This window comes from Hymenobacter amundsenii, assembly GCF_002204745.1.
Taxonomy (GTDB): Bacteria; Bacteroidota; Bacteroidia; order Cytophagales; family Hymenobacteraceae; genus Hymenobacter; species Hymenobacter amundsenii.
In genome coordinates this window covers 1-17,218 of sequence record NZ_NIRR01000005.1, presented here as the reverse complement: position 1 = coordinate 17,218, position 17,218 = coordinate 1, and the positions used below count along the sequence as shown (strand labels likewise).

The 17,218-nt window shown below is 65.3% G+C and carries 14 protein-coding genes and 1 pseudogene; 8 read left to right on the top strand and 7 right to left on the bottom strand.

The window, feature by feature from the left end; all coding sequences use genetic code 11:
* The first annotated feature begins 207 nt into the window (after positions 1–207).
* The 4 genes from CDA63_RS21840 (at position 208) to CDA63_RS05015 (ending at position 7,726) form a co-directional block, all read left to right on the top strand.
* On the top strand, positions 208–555 hold the full coding sequence (locus tag CDA63_RS21840) for a DUF6660 family protein (RefSeq protein WP_394335382.1): 348 nt from the start codon (positions 208–210) through the stop codon (positions 553–555).
* 161 nt (positions 556–716) lie between these two features.
* Positions 717–5,189, top strand: a complete 4,473-nt coding sequence (locus CDA63_RS05025) for a CusA/CzcA family heavy metal efflux RND transporter (RefSeq protein WP_088463361.1) — start codon at positions 717–719, stop codon at positions 5,187–5,189.
* 24 nt (positions 5,190–5,213) lie between these two features.
* Complete coding sequence (locus CDA63_RS05020) at positions 5,214–6,392, top strand: efflux RND transporter periplasmic adaptor subunit (protein WP_088463360.1); 1,179 nt, start codon at positions 5,214–5,216, stop codon at positions 6,390–6,392.
* Between the two features lie 59 nt (positions 6,393–6,451).
* Complete coding sequence (locus tag CDA63_RS05015) at positions 6,452–7,726, top strand: MFS transporter (RefSeq protein WP_199797495.1); 1,275 nt, start codon at positions 6,452–6,454, stop codon at positions 7,724–7,726.
* Between the two features lie 161 nt (positions 7,727–7,887).
* Here CDA63_RS05015 and CDA63_RS05010 read toward each other — a convergent pair whose 3' ends face one another.
* Positions 7,888–8,148: a hypothetical protein gene (locus tag CDA63_RS05010; RefSeq protein ID WP_088463358.1), complete on the bottom strand. Its 261-nt coding sequence runs from the start codon at positions 8,146–8,148 to the stop codon at positions 7,888–7,890.
* A gap of 37 nt (positions 8,149–8,185) precedes the next feature.
* On the opposite strand from CDA63_RS05010, the gene CDA63_RS05005 reads away from it, so the two are divergent.
* Positions 8,186–8,491, top strand: coding sequence for a hypothetical protein (locus tag CDA63_RS05005; RefSeq protein WP_242434549.1), 306 nt, complete (start codon positions 8,186–8,188; stop codon positions 8,489–8,491).
* Positions 8,461–8,643, top strand: coding sequence for a hypothetical protein (locus CDA63_RS21245; protein WP_242434548.1), 183 nt, complete (start codon positions 8,461–8,463; stop codon positions 8,641–8,643). The genes CDA63_RS05005 and CDA63_RS21245 overlap by 31 nt, the downstream gene beginning before the upstream one ends.
* 74 nt (positions 8,644–8,717) lie before the next feature.
* Here the strand turns inward: CDA63_RS21245 and CDA63_RS05000 are convergent, their stop codons facing one another.
* The 3 genes and pseudogenes from CDA63_RS05000 to uvrA all read right to left on the bottom strand — a co-directional run bounded on the left by CDA63_RS05000 (position 8,718) and on the right by uvrA (position 12,112).
* Positions 8,718–8,993, bottom strand: a complete 276-nt coding sequence (locus CDA63_RS05000) for a hypothetical protein (protein ID WP_088463357.1) — start codon at positions 8,991–8,993, stop codon at positions 8,718–8,720.
* 102 nt (positions 8,994–9,095) lie between these two features.
* Positions 9,096–9,359, bottom strand: a complete 264-nt coding sequence (locus tag CDA63_RS04995) for a hypothetical protein (RefSeq protein WP_088463356.1) — start codon at positions 9,357–9,359, stop codon at positions 9,096–9,098.
* Between the two features lie 198 nt (positions 9,360–9,557).
* Positions 9,558–12,112, bottom strand: a pseudogene (uvrA, locus tag CDA63_RS04990) (excinuclease ABC subunit UvrA).
* A gap of 191 nt (positions 12,113–12,303) precedes the next feature.
* On the opposite strand from uvrA, the gene CDA63_RS04985 reads away from it, so the two are divergent.
* Entirely contained in the window at positions 12,304–12,729 is a 426-nt protein-coding gene (locus CDA63_RS04985) for an META domain-containing protein (protein ID WP_165768197.1), read from the top strand.
* An 87-nt stretch (positions 12,730–12,816) separates the two neighbouring features.
* Here the strand turns inward: CDA63_RS04985 and msrB are convergent, their stop codons facing one another.
* The 3 genes from msrB to CDA63_RS04970 form a co-directional block, all read right to left on the bottom strand.
* A complete protein-coding gene (gene msrB, locus CDA63_RS04980; RefSeq protein WP_242434547.1) occupies positions 12,817–13,278 on the bottom strand; it encodes a peptide-methionine (R)-S-oxide reductase MsrB in 462 nt (153 codons plus the stop codon).
* On the bottom strand, positions 13,266–14,864 hold the full coding sequence (locus CDA63_RS04975; RefSeq protein ID WP_088463353.1) for a protein adenylyltransferase SelO: 1,599 nt from the start codon (positions 14,862–14,864) through the stop codon (positions 13,266–13,268). Before CDA63_RS04975 ends, msrB begins: the two co-directional genes overlap by 13 nt.
* 104 nt (positions 14,865–14,968) lie before the next feature.
* Positions 14,969–16,066, bottom strand: coding sequence for a flavin monoamine oxidase family protein (locus CDA63_RS04970; RefSeq protein WP_165768196.1), 1,098 nt, complete (start codon positions 16,064–16,066; stop codon positions 14,969–14,971).
* Between the two features lie 210 nt (positions 16,067–16,276).
* On the opposite strand from CDA63_RS04970, the gene CDA63_RS04965 reads away from it, so the two are divergent.
* Positions 16,277–17,122 carry a universal stress protein gene (locus CDA63_RS04965; protein ID WP_088463351.1) on the top strand — a complete coding sequence of 282 codons (846 nt, stop codon included), beginning with the start codon at positions 16,277–16,279 and terminating at the stop codon, positions 17,120–17,122.
* The last annotated feature ends 96 nt before the right edge of the window (positions 17,123–17,218 follow it).

The window sequence follows — 17,218 nt, the reverse complement described above, 5'->3', positions numbered from 1 at the left end:
TGTACTCCTTTTACCCGGTATGAGGTTACCCCTCTGTAGCACCAACCCCACCGGCATATCCCGCGCCTACGTTAACGGGCTGGGCCTGACGCCGCTTTTGGTGCGGTACCGCTAAGACATGGTGGCGGCGGAAGCGGCCGTGCGTGGTCAGCCGGCCGCGCAATAGTCGACTAACCCAACCCGCCGGCGTTGCGTACCTTTGCCCTGATGCGGCTGCTTCCCCTCCTGTTCTCGCTTTATTTCGCTTGCCTCTCGTGCCTGCCGTGCACCGACGGGGCCGTGGCGTGCGTAGAACCGGCGGGCCGGCCAACGGTAACCGCAACGCATTCCGACCTGGCCGGGGCCAGCCGCGCCGACTGGTGCTCCCCGTTGTGCCAGTGCCATTGCTGCGCTGGCGTTGTAGCCCCGGCGCCCCGGCCCCGCTGTTGGCGGCGCCCCGGGGCTGGCCTGGCTGCGGGCCCCACGCCGGGCCCGGCTGGTAGAACAAGCACCGACCCGGATGCCGGGCGGCGTGTGGCAGCCGCCCTGGGTTTAACCCCTTCTTTTTCCTGCTGACCCCACTGGGCCGTCGGATGCTTTGTAGCGTTCGATTAGTCAGACTAAGGGCGTAGTCGTGCCTAGCTGGGTCATGTCGCCGCCACTTGCGCCCGTTGGGCCGGGGCCGCCGCGCCGCAGGGTTTCACTGAAAGCGTTAGACCTAACCCCCAACCCAGCGGATGTTCGACCGGCTGATTCATTTTTCCATTCATAACAAGCTCATCATCGGGCTACTGACCCTGGCCCTGGTGGCCTGGGGCAGCTACTCGCTGAAGCATTTACCCATCGATGCCGTGCCCGACATCACGACCAACCAGGTGGTGGTGTACACGGTAGCGCCCTCATTGGCCGCCAGCGACATCGAGCGCCTCGTCTCGTTTCCGGTGGAGCAGAGCGTGGCCACCATCCCCGACCTGGAAGAAGTGCGCTCGTTCTCGCGCTTCGGGCTGTCGGTAGTCACCATCGTCTTCCAGGACAAGGTGGATATCTACTGGGCCCGCCAGCAGATATCCGAGCGCCTGCAGGAAGCGCAGGACCAGATTCCGCCGGGCATCGGACGGCCCACGCTGGCCCCGGTGAGCACCGGCCTGGGCGAGATTTACCAGTACGTGCTGCGCCCCGCACCCGGCTACGAGCAGCAGCACGACGCCCGCGACCTGCGCACCATGCAGGACTGGCTGGTGCGCCGGCAGCTGCTGGGCACACCCGGCGTGGCCGACGTCAGTTCGTTCGGCGGCCTGCTCAAGCAGTATGAAATTGCCCTCGACCCCTCCCGGCTGCGCTCCCTGGGCGTGAGCGTGGACGAGGTGTACCAGGCCGTGTCGCGCAACAACCAGAACACCGGCGGGGCCTACCTGGACGTCAATCCGCAGTCCTACTTTATCCGCACCGAAGGCCTGGCCGCCACGCCCGCCGACCTGGGCAACATCGTGGTGCGCAAAACCGCCAGCGGCCAGCCCGTGCTGGTGCGCGACGTGGCCCAGGTGCGCATCGGCTCGGCCGTGCGCTACGGAGCCATGACCCGCAACGGGCAAGGCGAAGTGGTGGGCGGCGTGGTGCTCATGCTCAAGGGTGCCAATGCCAACGAAGTAATTCAGGCCGTGAAAACGCGCATGGAAACCGTTCGTAAATCCTTGCCCAAGGGCGTTATCGTCGATGTGTACCTGGACCGGTCCGAGCTGGTGGGCCGGGCCATTGGCACCGTAACCAAGAACCTGGCCGAGGGGGCCCTGATTGTGATTCTGGTGCTGGTGCTGTTTCTGGGCAACTGGCGGGCCGGCCTAGTGGTAGCCTCGGTTATTCCGCTGGCTATGCTGTTTGCCATCAGCCTGATGCGCGTGTTCGGCGTATCGGGCAACCTGCTGAGCCTGGGGGCCATTGACTTCGGACTGGTCGTGGATGGGGCCGTCATTATCGTGGAAGCCATTGTGCACCGCCTGCACGGCGGCACGCTGGCCGCTACCGCCCGCCTCAACCAGGACCAGATGAACGAGGAAACCTACCAGGCCGCCTCCAAAATCCGCTCCTCGGCCGCGTTTGGCGAAATCATCATCCTCATCGTGTACCTGCCCCTACTGGCCCTGGTAGGCACCGAGGGCAAGATGTTCCGGCCCATGGCCCAGACGGTGGCCTTTGCCATTCTGGGGGCTTTCATTCTAAGTCTGACCTACGTGCCGATGATGTCGGCGCTGGCGCTCAGCCGTAACACCCAGCCCAAGCAGAACTTTTCGGACCGGATGATGGCCTTTTTCACCCGCCTCTACGAACCTGTGCTGCTGTGGGCGCTACGCAGCAAAGTGCTGGTGCTGGGCACGGCAGTGGCGTTGCTCGTGGGGGCCGGGCTGCTGTTTAGCACGCTGGGTGGCGAGTTCATTCCCACGCTGGCCGAGGGTGACTTCGCGGTCGAAATGCGCACGCTGGTGGGCAGCTCGCTGAGCTACACGGCCGACAAAACTCAACAGGCCGAGCGCATCTTATTGAAGCAGTTTCCGGAGGTGAAGGAGGTGGTGGGCAAGGTTGGTTCGGCCGAAATCCCGACCGACCCCATGCCGGTAGATGCGGCCGATTTGATGATCGTGCTGGAAAAGGACCAGGACAAGTGGACCTCGGCTGACACCCAGGAAGGGCTAGCCGCGAAAATGGCGGAAGCCGTGGGTGTGATTCCGGGCGTCACCTTCAGCTTTCAGCAGCCCATTCAGATGCGCTTCAACGAGCTGAGCACCGGGGCCAAGCAGGATGTGGTGATGAAAATCTACGGTGAAGACCTGCAGCAGCTCAGCCGCTACGCCCGGCAGGCGGCGGCGCTGGCCCGCAAAGTACCCGGCGCGGTAGACATCTACGCCGAGGAAGTAACTGGCCTGCCCCAGATTGTGGTGACGCTCGACCGCAACCGCCTCGCCCAGTTCGGTCTCAACGTGGAGGACGTGAACCGCACCGTACAAACGGCCTTCGCCGGCCAGACGGCCGGGCAGGTGTTCGAGCAGGAACGCCGCTTCGACGTGGTGCTGCGCCTGCGCGCCGACCTGCGCCAGGATATTAACTCGGTGAAGCAGCTCTTCATTGCCACGTCGGGCGGTGCGCAGGTGCCGCTGGAGCAAGTAGCCACCGTGGCCCTGGTCGACGGGCCCAACCAGATTCAGCGCGACGACGCCAAGCGCCGCATCACTATGGCCTTTAACGTGCGGGGCCGCGACGTGGAAAGCGTGGTGCAGGAGCTGCAAACCCGGGTGGACCGGGACCTGAAGCTGCCCCCCGGCTACTACGCCACCTACGGCGGCCAGTTCGAGAACCTGCGCCAGGCCACCGACCGGCTCTTAATAGCAGTGCCGGTGGCGCTGCTACTCATTTTCGTGCTGCTGTTCTTTACCTTCCGCTCGCTCAAGCAGTCGGTGCTGATTTTTACGGCCATTCCGCTCTCCGCCATCGGCGGGGTGCTGGCATTATGGCTGCGCGGGATGCCGTTCAGCATCTCGGCCGGGGTGGGCTTTATTGCCCTCTTTGGCGTGGCCGTGCTCAATGGCATCGTGCTCATCGGCTACTTCAACCAGCTCAAAACCGAAGGCGTGACCGACTTGGTGGAGCGCATCCGACTCGGGGCCGAAGTGCGCCTGCGGCCGGTGCTGATGACGGCCACGGTGGCCTCACTGGGCTTTCTGCCGATGGCCCTGAGCACCTCGGCCGGCTCGGAAGTGCAGCGGCCCCTGGCTACGGTAGTAATTGGCGGGCTGCTCACGGCCACGCTGCTTACCCTGCTGGTGCTGCCGGTGCTGTATGCGCTGGCGGAAACCTCATCCCCCCGGCCCCCTTCTCCAAAAGAGAAGGGGGAGCCTGACGATTTCTCATTAATATCGGCTGGCTCCCCTCTCCCGCGGAGAGGGGACGGGGGTGAAGTTAAACGCCTGGCCATACTACTTCTGCTGCTGCTCCCGCTCGCCGCCCAGGCCCAGCAAGCGCCGCTTTCCGCCGCCCAGGCCGTTGCGCAGGCCCTGCAAACGAACGGCACGGTGACGGCCGCCCGGGGGGCGCTCGAAGCCCAGCAGGCCGTGCGCCGCGGGGCCTTGGACGTGCTGGGACGCACTACCATTCAGGGCTCTTACGGCCAGTTCAACTCCTACCGCAACGACAACCAAATCAGCATCACCCAGCCCTTGAGCCTGCCCGGCGTGTACCGCAGCCAGGCCCGCCTGGCTGATGCGCGGGTTGCAACCCGCGAGCTGGAGCTAGCGCAGGTGCAGGCCGAGCTGCGCCGGCAGGTGCGCCTGAGCTACGAGCAGGCCGTGCACGCCCGCCACCGCCTGGGGGTGCTGCGCGGGCAGGACAGCCTTTATACCGAGTTTCTGCGGGCGGCCAACCTGCGCTTTAAAACCGGCGAAGTGGCCCGCCTGGAGCCCGCCACCGCCCTGGTGCAGCAGGGCGAAACCCAAGCCCACTTGCGGCAGGCCCGCACCGATTACGCTGTGGCCCGGCGCCAGCTCCAGGCACTATTGCAGCAACCCGACGGGGTCGTTATTGCCGACAGCGTGCTGCGTCCACTCACCGCCACCGCTACCCCGGCGGCCGGGCCCGACACGGCCCTGTTGGCCCAAAACACCCAAGCCAGGGTCTTGCAGCAGCAGGTGCTGGAACGGCAGGCCGCCACCCAGGCCGAGCAGGCCCAGGGCTTGCCCAGCTTCACGCTGGGCTACTTCAACCAAAGCCTGATTGGCCCGCAGACCGTGGGCGGCGTGGGCGGGCCGGAACGCTACTACGGCGGCGGCGACCGGTTCCAGGGCGTGACGGCCGGCGTGGCGCTGCCCCTGATTAGGGGCCCGCAGAAAGCCCGGGTGGAAGCTGCTCGCCTCCAGGAAAAAGTGGCCCAAGCTCAAGCCCAGCGCTACCAGGCCGAGCTGGCTGCCCGCGTGGACGAGCTGCAGGGCCGCCGCCAAGAGCTGGCCGAGCGGGTGCAGTTCTACGAGCAGACCGGCCTGCCCCAGGCCGCCGTCATCGTGCGCCTGAGCACCCGCGCCTTCAAAGCGGGCGAGATGGGCTACTCCGAATACCTGCTCAACCTCGACCGGGCGCTGCGCCTGCGCACCGCCCACCTCGATGCCCTGCTGGCCCATAATCAAACCATCATCGAACTCGACTACCTGCTCGGCACCGCCGCGCAGTAGGGTATTCCTCTTCTGACTTAAACAATGCGTACTCCCTTTATATTTCTGCTGCTGCTGCTGGGCCTCGGCCTGGCCGGGTGCGACTCTAAAACCGATGCAGCGGCCTCGACAGACTTGGAAGCAACGGCCGGCGAAGCCCCTGGCGAAGCCGCCGAGGCCGACCCGGAAGTTGTAATCCTCTCGCCCGCCGAGCAGCAGGCCGGCGGCCTGCAAACCGGCCGCATCAGCTCCCGCCCGATGGGCACGGGCCTGGCCGTGACGGGCACCTTGGACGTGCCGCCGGAAAGCTCCGTGGCCATTACCGCGCCGCTGGGCGGCTTCGTGGAAAACACCGAGCTGCTGCAAGGCACGCGGGTGCGCAAGGGCCAGGTGCTGGCCACCATCCGCAACCCCGATTTTGTGCAGCTCCAGCAGGACTACCTCGAAACCCGCGCCCGCCTCGAATACGCCCGCACCGAGCTGGCCCGCCAAAAAGAGCTGTACGAGCAGGAAGTAGCCCCCCAGAAAAACTACCAGCGGGCCCAGGCCGACTACCACGCCCTGCGCGTGCAAACCAACGCCCAGGCCGCCCGGCTGCGGCTGGCGGGCCTGCCCGTGGGCGGGCGCATCGTGAGTACGGCCCCGCTGCGCGCTCCCCGGGCCGGCTTCGTGAAAACGGTGAACGTGACCGTGGGCCAGGCCGTAACGCCCACCGAAACCCTGTTCGAAATCGTGGACCCCGAGCACCTGCACGTCGAATTGACCGTGTTTGAGAAGGACGTGAGCAAGCTGCAGAAGGGCCAGCTCATCCGGTTCTCGCTACCCGCCGACTCGGCCAGCGGCGGCCAGGAGCGCACGGCGCGCGTCTACCTTATTGCCCAGGCTATTGGGGCCGACCGCACGGTGCGCGTTCACGGCCACCTGGACAAGGAGAACGACCCCACCCTGCTGCCGGGCCTCTACGTGCGGGCCATCATCGAAACCGGCCGCGCCGACGTCATGGCTTTGCCCAACGCGGCGCTGGTGCGCTTCGAGGGCCAGAGCTACGGTTTCGTGGCCGAAGCGGCGGGTCGTTACCGCATGGTGGCCCTGCCCACCGGCCGTAGCGAAGACGGCTTCACCGAAGTGACGCTGCCCGCCGACCTGCCGGCCACAACCACCTTCGTGACCGAAGGCGCGTATTCGCTGCTGGCGAAGATGAAAAACGCCGAAGAAGAAGAGTAGCCGCCGTTTTTATCCGGCCCATGGGGCCGCGTTTTTCCTGCCTGTTCTTTCGTCTATACATGCCCATGTCCTCCCTGGCAACCCCTTTCCGAAGCCTGCGCAACCCCGTATTTGCCCGGCTCTACGCCGCGCAAACTACTTCGCTGCTCGGCGATGCCTTGACGTGGGTGGGCCTGGCTCTGCTGGCCTTCGAGCTGGGCGGCAACGACTCGGCCCAAATCCTGGCCTTTGCCCTGACGCTGCGCGTGACGGCCTTCGTGCTGCTCTCGCCCCTGGCCGGGGTGCTGGCCGACCGCCTCAACCGCAAAACCATTCTGGTGGTGGCCGACGTGGTGCGCATGGGCGTTATTGCCCTGCTGCCCTTCGTGACGGAAGTGTGGCAGGTGTACACGCTCATGTTTGTGGTCAATGCCTTCACGGCTTTTTTCACGCCCACGTTCCAGGCCGTGATTCCGGCCGTTACCACCGACGCAGAATTCCCGCAGGCCATCAGCCTCTCGGGCGCGACCTACGAGCTGCTGGGCGTGCTGGGGCCGGGGCTGGCGGGAGCCGTGGCCGCGTTTATGGGGGCCCGCAACATCTTTTTTCTGGATGCCGCCACGTTCCTGGTGTCGGCGGCGCTGGTGCTCACGTTGCCCGGCCGCCTGCAAAGTCCCGAGGCCGAAGCCGCCCAGGCCAAGCCCGGCGCCGAAGTGCCCCGCGTAAACCTGCAAACCCTGCTCGAAGGCACCCGGCGCCTGTGGGCCAATGGCCTGATGCGCTACGCGCTGCTGCTGGAATTGGTGGCCGCCGTGAGCGGCGCCCTGATTCTGGTGAATACCGTGGGCTACGTGAAAGGTCAGCTGGGGCTCGACACCACGTACTATGGCTGGGTGATGTCGGCCTTTGGCGTGGGGGCCACGGTGGCCGCGCTGCTCACCGGCGTGCTCGACAAGCGCCTGGCCCGGCCCACGTTCGTGCTCATCGGCGCATTGCTCACCACGCTGGCCGTGCTGCCCGCCAACCGGGCCGGGCTCTGGCCGCTGCTGGCCCTGTGGCTGGTGGCCGGGGCCGGCCAGAACTGGGTGAACCTGACCACCCAAACCATTATTGCCGAACAGACGCCCGAGGCGTTTCAGGGCCGCGTGTACGGGGCGCACTTCGCCTGGAGCCACCTGTGGTGGGCTTTCGCCTACCCGCTGGCCGGCTTTCTGGGGACGCGCTTTGCCACCGGCTCGTTTCTGTACGGCGGCCTGGTAGCCCTGGCCCTGCTGGCCGGCACCTGGCTGCTGCGCCGCCGGACGCCCGCCGTACCGGCCGTGGCCGCTGCCCCCGAAGTACCTGCCACTACCTGAACCACCGGTTTCCTTATCCTGTGCCTTCTAGAAATCGACTTCCTATGCCGGTTGCTGGGTTGTGTTGCTGAGCGGCTGATCCTCTGCAACGCCCCGCTGGCCGGCAACTACCGTTTTGTTAGTATCAGCTGCTTGTTCACGTAATCGATGGTAGTGCGGTACTAGCTGAGCATCGGGTAGCCCGCAATGCCCTGAATACTCGTTGCGCCGAGCGTTTTGTTGAGGTGGGAAATGTTGGAAAACACCGTTTGCTGCCGGCAGAAAGCTAGCTTTCCGGCCAGCTGCATTTCCGGCAGTTCCCCCTGCACTACCTGCCGGGTTACGCTGTCGGCGCCGGCTAGGGCGGCGTAGGTGCTTTTGCGCAGCTTCGAAGCCAGTCCCCCAAATTGCGTCCCTGCCAGTGCTGAAGCACTGATTTTCAACAAACTGCCCCACACAACGCAGCCAACCTAACTCCCCATGAACGACGCCCCCACTCCCCTACTCGATGAGCTGGAGTTTCTGCTCACCGAAGGCAACGCCCACGTCTCGCTCGAAGATGCCTGCACTGGCCTTACGCCGGCGCTAATGAATACCGCCGCACCGGGGCTGCCACACACCATCTGGCAACTGGCCGAGCACCTGCGCATTGCCCAATGGGACATCGTGGAGTTCTGCCTGAACCCGGCCCACAAGTCGCCCGAGTTTCCGGCCGGCTACTGGCCCGCTCCCACCCCGCCCGCCGACGCGGCTACTTGGCAGCAGCCGACCGCACCCGGTTTCTGAAACACCTGCGCCAAGCCCCCGACCTGCTCGCACCCTTGCCCCAGGGCACCGGCCAGAACCTGCTGCGCGAAGCCCTGCTCATCGCCGACCACAACGCCTATCACGTGGGCCAGATCGTACTGGTGCGCCGGCTGCTGGGGGCCTGGGAATAGTGGCCAGCGCGCGGCTAATGGCTCGAAGCCTGCCAGCTTCGGCCTACCGGCCACGAAAGCCCCGGGCGGGCTTTCTACAGGCTTTGCACGGAGTAGTGCTCGTCGATGGCCTTATCCATAGCTTTCTTGAAGCAAGACAGCAGATGGGTGCGCTCCGCTTCCGGGAGTTCCTTCAGGGTCTGCTCGAACGTCATGCGGTACACGTGGGTCATGAAATCAGCCCCGTACATGGTAAAAAAGCCGTCGTGGATTTTATCGAAGGCTATTTTCTCGGCCGAGGAAATAGAGAGGGAAAGCGCCAGCCATTCCTTGGCGTTGTTGGCTAAGCTGAGTTGAAGGTCCTGATCCAAGGGAGAAGAGTTGAGCAAGCTTAAAAAAATAGAAAATCACCTTGGAGGTCGTAATGTTTCGGTGGCGCTCGGCCTACCGGTACCGGTAACCGGCACCGGAAGTCAGCCAGATACTTCGGCGGGCCAGTTTACCTGGCGCAGCAATACCCGTAGTTCTGCTTCGGAAGCCACGCGGCCCTGGAAACAGTAGAGCATTTGGCCGTTCACGGCTTCGAGCAGCGTCATTTCGCCGTCGGCGTAGAGCACTACTGTTTCCTGGCCGACCTCGCTGGGGCGGCTGTAGCGGATTTGCCCCGCCGGGGAGGCATGGCTGCGAAAGCCAAACTTGGCCAGCAGTTCGGCCGGGGGTTGATAAGCAGATTCCATGGAGAGAAAGCCCAAAAACGGGACGCGGGGCCGGAAGGCCGGGCGCTAAGCCACTCCGCCCAGGCGCGGGCCGTAGCTGGCCCCGGCGGGGCCGAATTACAGCCGGGTACGGTTGAGTTCCGGAAGGTCGTCATTTCCCAGCCAACTACGGCGTAAAATTTCCCGGCCAAAGCCCAGTCGGGCAGTTGGCCGCACTGCTCAGCGCAGCTCCCGCTCCAGAAACCGCCGCAGGTACGGGGCCGTTTTGCTGGCCTTCGACTTGGCCACGGTGGCCGGCGAACCTTCGGCTACTATCTGGCCGCCCTCGTCGCCGGCGCCGGGGCCCATGTCGATTACCCAGTCGGAAGCCGCCACTACGCGCATGTCGTGCTCCACTACTACCACCGTGTTACCGGCCGAAACCAGTCCCTGGAGCTGGGTGAGCAGCTTTTCCACGTCGGCGGGGTGCAGGCCGTGGTAGGCTCGTCGAGCACGTAGAGGGTGGTGCCGCGCTGTGTGCGCTGCAGCTCGGTGGCCAGCTTGATGCGCTGGGCCTCGCCCCCGCTCAGCTCGGTGGCCGGCTGGCCGAGGCGCAGGTAGCCCAGGCCCACTTCGCGCAGCACCGTGAGGGCCCGGTGCACGGGCGGCTCGTCGGCAAAGAACCCGGCGGCGGCGTCCACGGTCAGGGCCAGCACCTCGGCAATATTCTTCCCCTGATACTGAATTTCGAGGGTTTTGGCATTGTAGCGGGCGCCGTGGCACACCGGGCAGGGCGCGTACACGCTGGGCAGAAACAGCAGCTCCACCATCACGAACCCCTCGCCCTGGCAGTTTTCGCAGCGCCCTTTGGCAACGTTGAAGCTGAACCGGCCGGCATCGTAGCGGCGCTTGCGGGCCTCAGGCGTGGCCGCGAACAGCTTGCGCACGTGGTCGAAGAGGCCGGTGTAGGTGGCCATGTTGGAGCGCGGCGTGCGCCCGATGGGCTTCTGATCCACGCGCACCAACCGCCGGATGTGTTCCAGCCCGGCCACAATCCGGCCCTCAGTAGCGGCGATTTCCACGTGCTCTAGCAGGTCGGTTTCTTCGGTTTCGGCTTCCACCCGCTGGCCCAGCTGTCCGGCTACCAGTTCCACCAGCACTTGGCCCACGAGGCTCGATTTGCCCGAACCCGACACGCCCGTCACGGTAGTCAGCACGCCCAGTGGGAACTGCACCGCGAGGCCCGCCAGATTATTGCGGGTCACGCCTTCGAGCTGCAGCCAGCCGGTGGGCTCCCGGGGCGCGGCGGCCGGCGCGGCTTCGTGGTCTTCCCGGAACAGAAACCGGCGGGTCTGGGACTCTTTTACCTCCCGTAAACCCTCGGGCGGACCGCTGTACAGGATTTCGCCGCCCTGCTCCCCGGCCTGGGGGCCCACGTCTACCAGCCAGTCGGCTTGGCGCACCACGTCGAGGTTGTGCTCGACTACAAACAGGGAGTTGCCGGCCTGCTTGAGGCTGGCCAGGGCCGCGAGCAGGGCTTCGGTATCCGAAGGGTGCAGTCCGGCCGAGGGCTCATCGAGCACGTACACCACCCCGAACAGGTTGGAGTAGAGCTGGGTAGCCAAACGCAGCCGTTGCAGCTCACCGGGCGATAAGGTGGGCGTACTTCTTTCGAGCGATAAATACCCGAGCCCCAGGTCGAGCAGCACGGCCAGGCGGGCGCGCAGGTCCTGGGCAATGCGGCGGGCAGCCTCCACCTGCTCGGGGTGGGCGGCCTCGTGGCGGGCGTGGCCGGTTTCAGTCCCGGTTTCGTAGGGCCGCAGCAGTTCCACCACCCGCTTGAGGGGCAAAGCGGAGAAATCGGCAATGTCGAGGCCCGCGAAGGTTACGCTCAGCGACTCGCGGCGCAGGCGCTTACCGTGGCAGGTAGGGCAGGCCGTACCCAGCATGTACTGCTGCACCCGCTTTTTCATGAGGGCACTCTGGGTGTTAGCGAAGGTGTGCAGCACGTGTCGCCGCACGCCCGTAAAGGTGCCCATGTAGTTTGGCTCCGCCTTCCGCTTGAGGGCCCGCTGGGTTTGCTCGGGCGAGAGGCCGGGGTACACTGGCACCACCGGCTGCTCGTCGGTGAATAAAATCCAGTCGCGCTGCTTCTGGGGCAAGTCCTGCCAGGGCGTGTCCACGTCGTAGCCCAGCGTCACGAGAATGTCGCGCTGGTTCTGGCCGCCCCAGGCCTGGGGCCAGGCCGCAATGGCCCGCTCCCGGATGGTGAGCGTGGGGTCGGGCACCATGGTCTGCTCCGTGACTTCGTACACCCGGCCCAGGCCGTGGCAGGTGGGGCAGGCGCCCTCGGGCGTGTTGGCCGAAAAGGCTTCGGCGTAGATGATACCCTGCCCCTTAGGGTAGTCGCCTGCCCGCGAGTACAGCATCCGCACGAGGTTGGAAAGCGTGGTAACCGAGCCCACCGACGAGCGGGTGGTGGGCGTGCCGCGCTGCTGCTGCAACGCTACGGCCGGCGGCAGGCCCTCAATGGCATCTACCTCGGGCACCGACATCTGATGAAACAGCCGCCGCGCGTAGGGCGACACCGACTCCAAGTAGCGCCGCTGGGCCTCGGCATAGAGCGTGCCGAACGCCAGGCTGCTTTTGCCCGAACCCGATACGCCGGTAAATACCACCAGCGCATCGCGCGGAATATCGACGTCGATGTTTTTGAGGTTGTGCTCCCGGGCCCCGCGCACGCGCACAAAACCGGTGGTGGTATCGGGTTGGGTAATCGGTTTTGATTCAGACATAGCAGAAACTCAGGTAGAACCCGAGAATACGTGAAATCAGCCTTTTTTGCTGAATTTCAGCCCAAATCCTCCCTGCGCCCCCGCTGCCAACACCTGCCCAAAGCCAAATCAGCACCGTCGGAGGACATATGAAGCAGGGGTTTCGCGCTGCTTCTTACATTAGCTGCCTCCATAGATATATCCATCGACTCATGCGCCCGTTCCTACTCTTGGCTGTCGTTCTGTTTGTGTTAAGTGGTTGCCAGAAGGATGTGCAACCGACCCCACCGCTTCAGCAGACCCGCTGGATGCTCTCCCAGGTCGATGATTTCTCGATTTCCCTGTCCAGCTACAGTGATTCGTACCGTACATACGTGCAGTTCGGCACCGATAACACGACCAGTGGCTTGACACCCTGTAATTCATTTGTGGGCACCTACAGCCTGAATACCTCACCCGGCAAGCTGTCCATCAGTCAGCAAGCGGCTACTCGAATCGGTTGCCCCGTTCAAGACTTGGAAACCTGTTATCTGGCGGCTTTTCCTCGCACCGTCCGCTACGAAGTGGTGGGGCAGGAACTACGGCTATACGAAACCGGCACGCCGAAGCCTCATTTGATTTTTACAGCTGCTCCGTAGCTCATTGGTTACCCCACGGTAACCAATGAGCTACGGAGCATAATTGAACGGCTCCGCACTTCCTTCGTGGGAAAGCTACCCGCGCCGCTACTCCAGCACTAAGCTCGCCGAGTTGATGCAAAACCGCAGCCCGGCTGGCGCCGGCCCGTCGGCCGAAACGTGGCCCAGGTGGCCCGCGCACACGTTGCAGCGCACTTCCACCCGCTGCATGTGGTGGCTGTCATCGAAATGAAAGCTGAGCGCGGCGCGAGCGGCGGGCTGGGTGAAGCTGGGCCAACCGGAAATGGCGTGGTACTTGGCCTCAGCGGCGAACAGCACCTGCCCGCACCCGGCGCAGACGTAGCAGCCGGGCGCGTAGGCACGGCAGTACTCGTTGCGGTAAGCCGGCTCGGTGCGGGCCTCACGCAGCACCCGAAACCGCGCCGGACCCAGCCGGGCGGCCCATTCGGCTTCGGGCAGCACTAGCCGGCGCGAAGGCTCGGGGTTGCCGTAGCGGGCAAACGTGAGCACGTCGCGCCAATATAGCAACGGCGAGTTCAGGAGCTGCACGAGAGCGTAGCGCTGCCGGGCTTGGTGGCCGCCCACTCGGGGCGGCGGGCGGCCAGGGCCTCCTGTTCGGGCTGCTCGTCGAAGGGCCGTTTCAGCACTTCGTGCAGGGTATGTAGCGGGGCCAGGTCGCCGGCCTCAGCCGCTTCGATGGCCTGCTGGGCCAGGTAGTTGCGCAGCACGTACTTGGGGTTGACGGCCAGCATGCCGGCCCGAATGGCCTCAAGAGTGGCCGGCTCCTGCCGCAGCCGGGCGGCATATTGCGCCAACCAAACCAGCAACGAGGCCGAGGCAGCGTCGTCGGGCGCGGCATAAGAAGCGGCGGCCAATAGCTCACGGCCCAGGCTTTCTACCGGCTCGGAAGCAGCCAGCAGGCGGGGCGTGAGGTGAGCAAGCTGGCGGTAGAAGATGGTCATGTCCACCTCGGCGGCTTCCATGGCGGGCAGCAGCGCCCCCACGAGTTGCTTGTCAGCATCCTCATCGTTGGAGGCCGTGAGGCCGAGCTTGGCCAGCAGCCGCACGTGGTGGGCGCGGTTGAAGGTGGCCACGAACTGGTTGAGGGCCGGGCGCAGCAGCTCGGGGTCGGGCACCAACGGCGTGAGGGCCTGGGCCAGCTGCGTCAGGTTCCAGAGCGCTACACGGGGCTGTTGGCCGAAAGCGTAGCGGTAGTTGGTGAAGTCGGTGGTATTGGGCGTCCAGCCGGGCTCGTAGGGCTCCAGCCAGCCGTAGGGGCCGTAGTCGATGGTCAGGCCCAAAATGCTCATGTTATCGGTGTTCATGACTCCGTGCACGAAACCCACCGTTTGCCAGTGAGCCACCATTTCGGCAGTACGCCGGCTGATTTCGGCCAGCCAGGCTACGTACACCTCCGGCGCGGGTTCGCCCAGCTCGGGGAAGTGCTGACGGATGACGTAGTCGGCCAGGGCCCGCAGGTTCTCGGGTTCATCGTGGGCCAGCAGGATCTGGAAGTTGCCGAAGCGCACGAACGACGGCGCTATCCGGGCCACCACGGCCCCCGGCTCGGGGTGGGCGTTGCCGTCGTAGAACATGTCGCGCACTACTGCGTCGCCGGTGCTTACCAGGCTCAGGGCCCGGGTGGTGGGCACGCCCAGGTGGTACATGGCCTCGGAGCACAGAAACTCCCGCACCGAAGAGCGCAGTACGGCCCGCCCATCGGCCCGCCGCGAGTAGGGCGTGGGCCCGGCGCCTTTTAGCTGGACCTCCCAGCGCAGCCCATCCTGCCCCGGCAGCTCCCCCAGCGAAATGGCGCGCCCGTCGCCGAGCTGCCCGGCCCAGTTGCCGAACTGGTGGCCGCCGTAGCGGGCCGCGTAGGGCCGCATGGAGTCGGCTACGCGGTTGCCGGCCAGCAGTTCCGTGGCCGCGCCCTGCTCCGGCGGCCGCGCCAGCCCCAGCTCCGCCCCCATTTCCTCCGACCAAATCAGCAGCCGGGGCGCGGCCACCGGCGTAGGGGCCACGGGCGAGTAGTGGTAGCCCGGCACCTGCCGCGGCACGTTCTCGCGCGAAGGGTCGCCGGCCAGCTCATCAACGAAGGAATTGGTAAACGTGGCGTTTTCGAGAGGCTGTGGCATAATTCGGGTCTGAGTTTTTGAGGCTGGATTCTGGTAATTGAACATTTATCGGCACGCAGCCTACCTAAGGCTACGCAGCAGCTTCTTACTGGTTACCCAGGGCTTCAGCCCTGGGTAACCGCAGCCCCGGCCAGCACCTGCCGCGCCGCCCGTTCGCCGGCCTCGATGGCGCCATCGAGGCGGCCCCATTCGCCGGTGGCGGTTTCGGCACCCGCCCAAAGCAGGCGGCCCTGCCAAAGCGGCGTGGCCAGCTCCACCGGAGCTTGCAACGGCACCGACAGCGGCGGAGCCGCATCGGCGGGCGTACTGGTGAATGGCTCGCGGGTCCAGTCGAGCTCCTGGTAGGCCAGCGGGCGGGCAGCGGGCGGGCCAAATAGCCTTGTCAGCTGGGCTGTTACCGCCGTTTCGCGGGCGGCGGGCACGGCGCTCCGCAACGGGTGGGGGCCGGCAAAAAAACCGAACAGTACCCCGGGTTCGCCTTCAGGCGGGGTGGCGTCGTGGATTTCGGTGAGCGGGCCCAACTGGCTCACCGCAAACCCCGACCAGCCCTGGCCGCGCCAGAACGGCGTTTCGTAGGTGATGACGCTTTTCATGGCGTGGCTCATCCAGGTGGGCATGGCCTGCTGGGCGGCCCGCACGGCGGCCGGCAGCTCGGGCTCGAAACGCAGGCTGTGCGCGGCCAGCCGTGGCGGCAAGGCCACCACTACGGCGGCAGCGTGGTAGGTGCGCAGCTGACCACCCTCTTCAGCCTCCACTTCTACCCCACCCGCCACCTGCCGGAGCTGGGTTACGCGGGTATTGAGCTGCATGGTGCCCGCTGGCAGGGCTGCTGCCACGGTTTGGGCCACCACGGCCGCGCCGCCTCCAAAGCGCAGGTAGCCCGCCGAGCCCGACGCCTGCCCCAGCCGGTGCACGGTGCCGCCCGTTTCGTAGGCCAGATGCCCGGCGCTGTACTGCTCGAAGGGGGCAATACTTAGCTCCCGGGCCAAAGCCATCAGGTACGGGTGGTGGGCCCAGCCCCAGGTAGCGCCCACATCGACGAGGCCGGCGCCAGGTACCGCGGCCACGGCCCGGGTGCGTCCGCCCACTAAGTCGCGGGCTTCGAGCACCCGCACAGGTTGGCCGGCGGCTACCAACCGCCGCGCCGCCACCAGGCCCGACAGCCCGGCCCCGATTACCACCACTCCTGAATTTTCCGACATAGGCCTGTTAACCATCCAACGCGCACAAAGTAACCAGCCGCCCCGCTAATTCCACGCGCTGGCACCCTTATAAACCGCGGCCCGCACCCAGCGCTGGCCAAGAGTTGCCGGTGGGCGGGGTTGCTTATTCAGCTTTTTTTGGCTAAATTAACTCATTAGTTCTCTGTTGATTACCACTCTGCCGCACTTCCACTCCCTAGCCCTACCATCATGAAAAACATTCTGGTTCCTACCGATTTCTCCCCCGAAGCCCAGTACGCCTTCGATGCCGCCCTCCAACTGGCCCAACGCAGCGGCGGGCAGCTCCTGCTGCTGCACACCATTGAGCTGCCCGTTACCTCGCACATTGCCACTGCCGGCGGCCTGGTGGGCAGCCACGGCCTCAACGACGTGTACGTGCTCAAGACCCTGCAAGCCACCAAGCGCCGGATGCACCAACTCATCGACCAGGCCCACCGGGTAGCTCCTGGGGTGCCGGTGCGCGAGCTGGTGCTCACCACCGACCTGGAAGCGGCCGTACTCGATACCATTGCGCAGCACGAGGTTGATTTGGTGGTCATGGGCGCCCACGAGCATACCTCCTGGACGCGGTTTTTCCTCAATTCCAGCACCGAACAGATTATGCGCGTGGCTTCTTGCCCGGTGCTTACCGTGAAGCATCCGGCCCCCGATTTCGATGTGCGCCACCTGGTATTCGCGTCTGATTTTTCGGACGAAGCTGATCTGGTGGCTCCCGGCCTGCACCAGCTGCTGGCCCTGTTCCCCGAAGCCACCCTGCACCTCCTCGACGTAGTGCCCTCCGCCGACCGTCACGACCAGGCCCTGGCGGCCATCCACGGGTTTGCCGACCGCCACGATTTCCGCCACTACGAGCCCGAAGTGTTCGACGCGCCCCGGGCCAGCACCGGCATCCCGCGCTTCGCCGAGCAGGCCCACGCCGATCTGGTGGTTATGCTCACCCACGGTCGTTCCGCGCTCAGCCACCTGTTCCAGGCCAGCATCTCCGAAGACGTCGCCCTGCACGCTACTCCGCCCGTTATGACGGTGCATGCGTAGGGAGAGATGAGAGATGAGAGATGAGAAACGGTACGGTCGATTGGCCTGTCCCAACAATACCGGCCGCGCCGTTTTATGCCGTATCAGGCATAAAAC

What these genes read in the sequence shown, in the direction of transcription:
- CDA63_RS21840 (WP_394335382.1), top strand. Translation starts at nt 208, where the DNA reads ATGCGGCTGCTTCCCCTCCTGTTCTCGCTTTATTTCGCTTGCCTCTCG.
- CDA63_RS05020 (WP_088463360.1), top strand. Translation starts at nt 5,214, where the DNA reads ATGCGTACTCCCTTTATATTTCTGCTGCTGCTGCTGGGCCTCGGCCTG.
- CDA63_RS04965 (WP_088463351.1), top strand. Translation starts at nt 16,277, where the DNA reads ATGAAAAACATTCTGGTTCCTACCGATTTCTCCCCCGAAGCCCAGTAC.
- CDA63_RS05025 (WP_088463361.1), top strand. Translation starts at nt 717, where the DNA reads ATGTTCGACCGGCTGATTCATTTTTCCATTCATAACAAGCTCATCATC.
- CDA63_RS04985 (WP_165768197.1), top strand. Translation starts at nt 12,304, where the DNA reads ATGCGCCCGTTCCTACTCTTGGCTGTCGTTCTGTTTGTGTTAAGTGGT.
- CDA63_RS04995 (WP_088463356.1), bottom strand. Translation starts at nt 9,359, where the DNA reads ATGGAATCTGCTTATCAACCCCCGGCCGAACTGCTGGCCAAGTTTGGC.
- CDA63_RS04970 (WP_165768196.1), bottom strand. Translation starts at nt 16,066, where the DNA reads ATGTCGGAAAATTCAGGAGTGGTGGTAATCGGGGCCGGGCTGTCGGGC.
- CDA63_RS05015 (WP_199797495.1), top strand. Translation starts at nt 6,452, where the DNA reads ATGCCCATGTCCTCCCTGGCAACCCCTTTCCGAAGCCTGCGCAACCCC.
- CDA63_RS05005 (WP_242434549.1), top strand. Translation starts at nt 8,186, where the DNA reads ATGAACGACGCCCCCACTCCCCTACTCGATGAGCTGGAGTTTCTGCTC.
- CDA63_RS04975 (WP_088463353.1), bottom strand. Translation starts at nt 14,864, where the DNA reads ATGCCACAGCCTCTCGAAAACGCCACGTTTACCAATTCCTTCGTTGAT.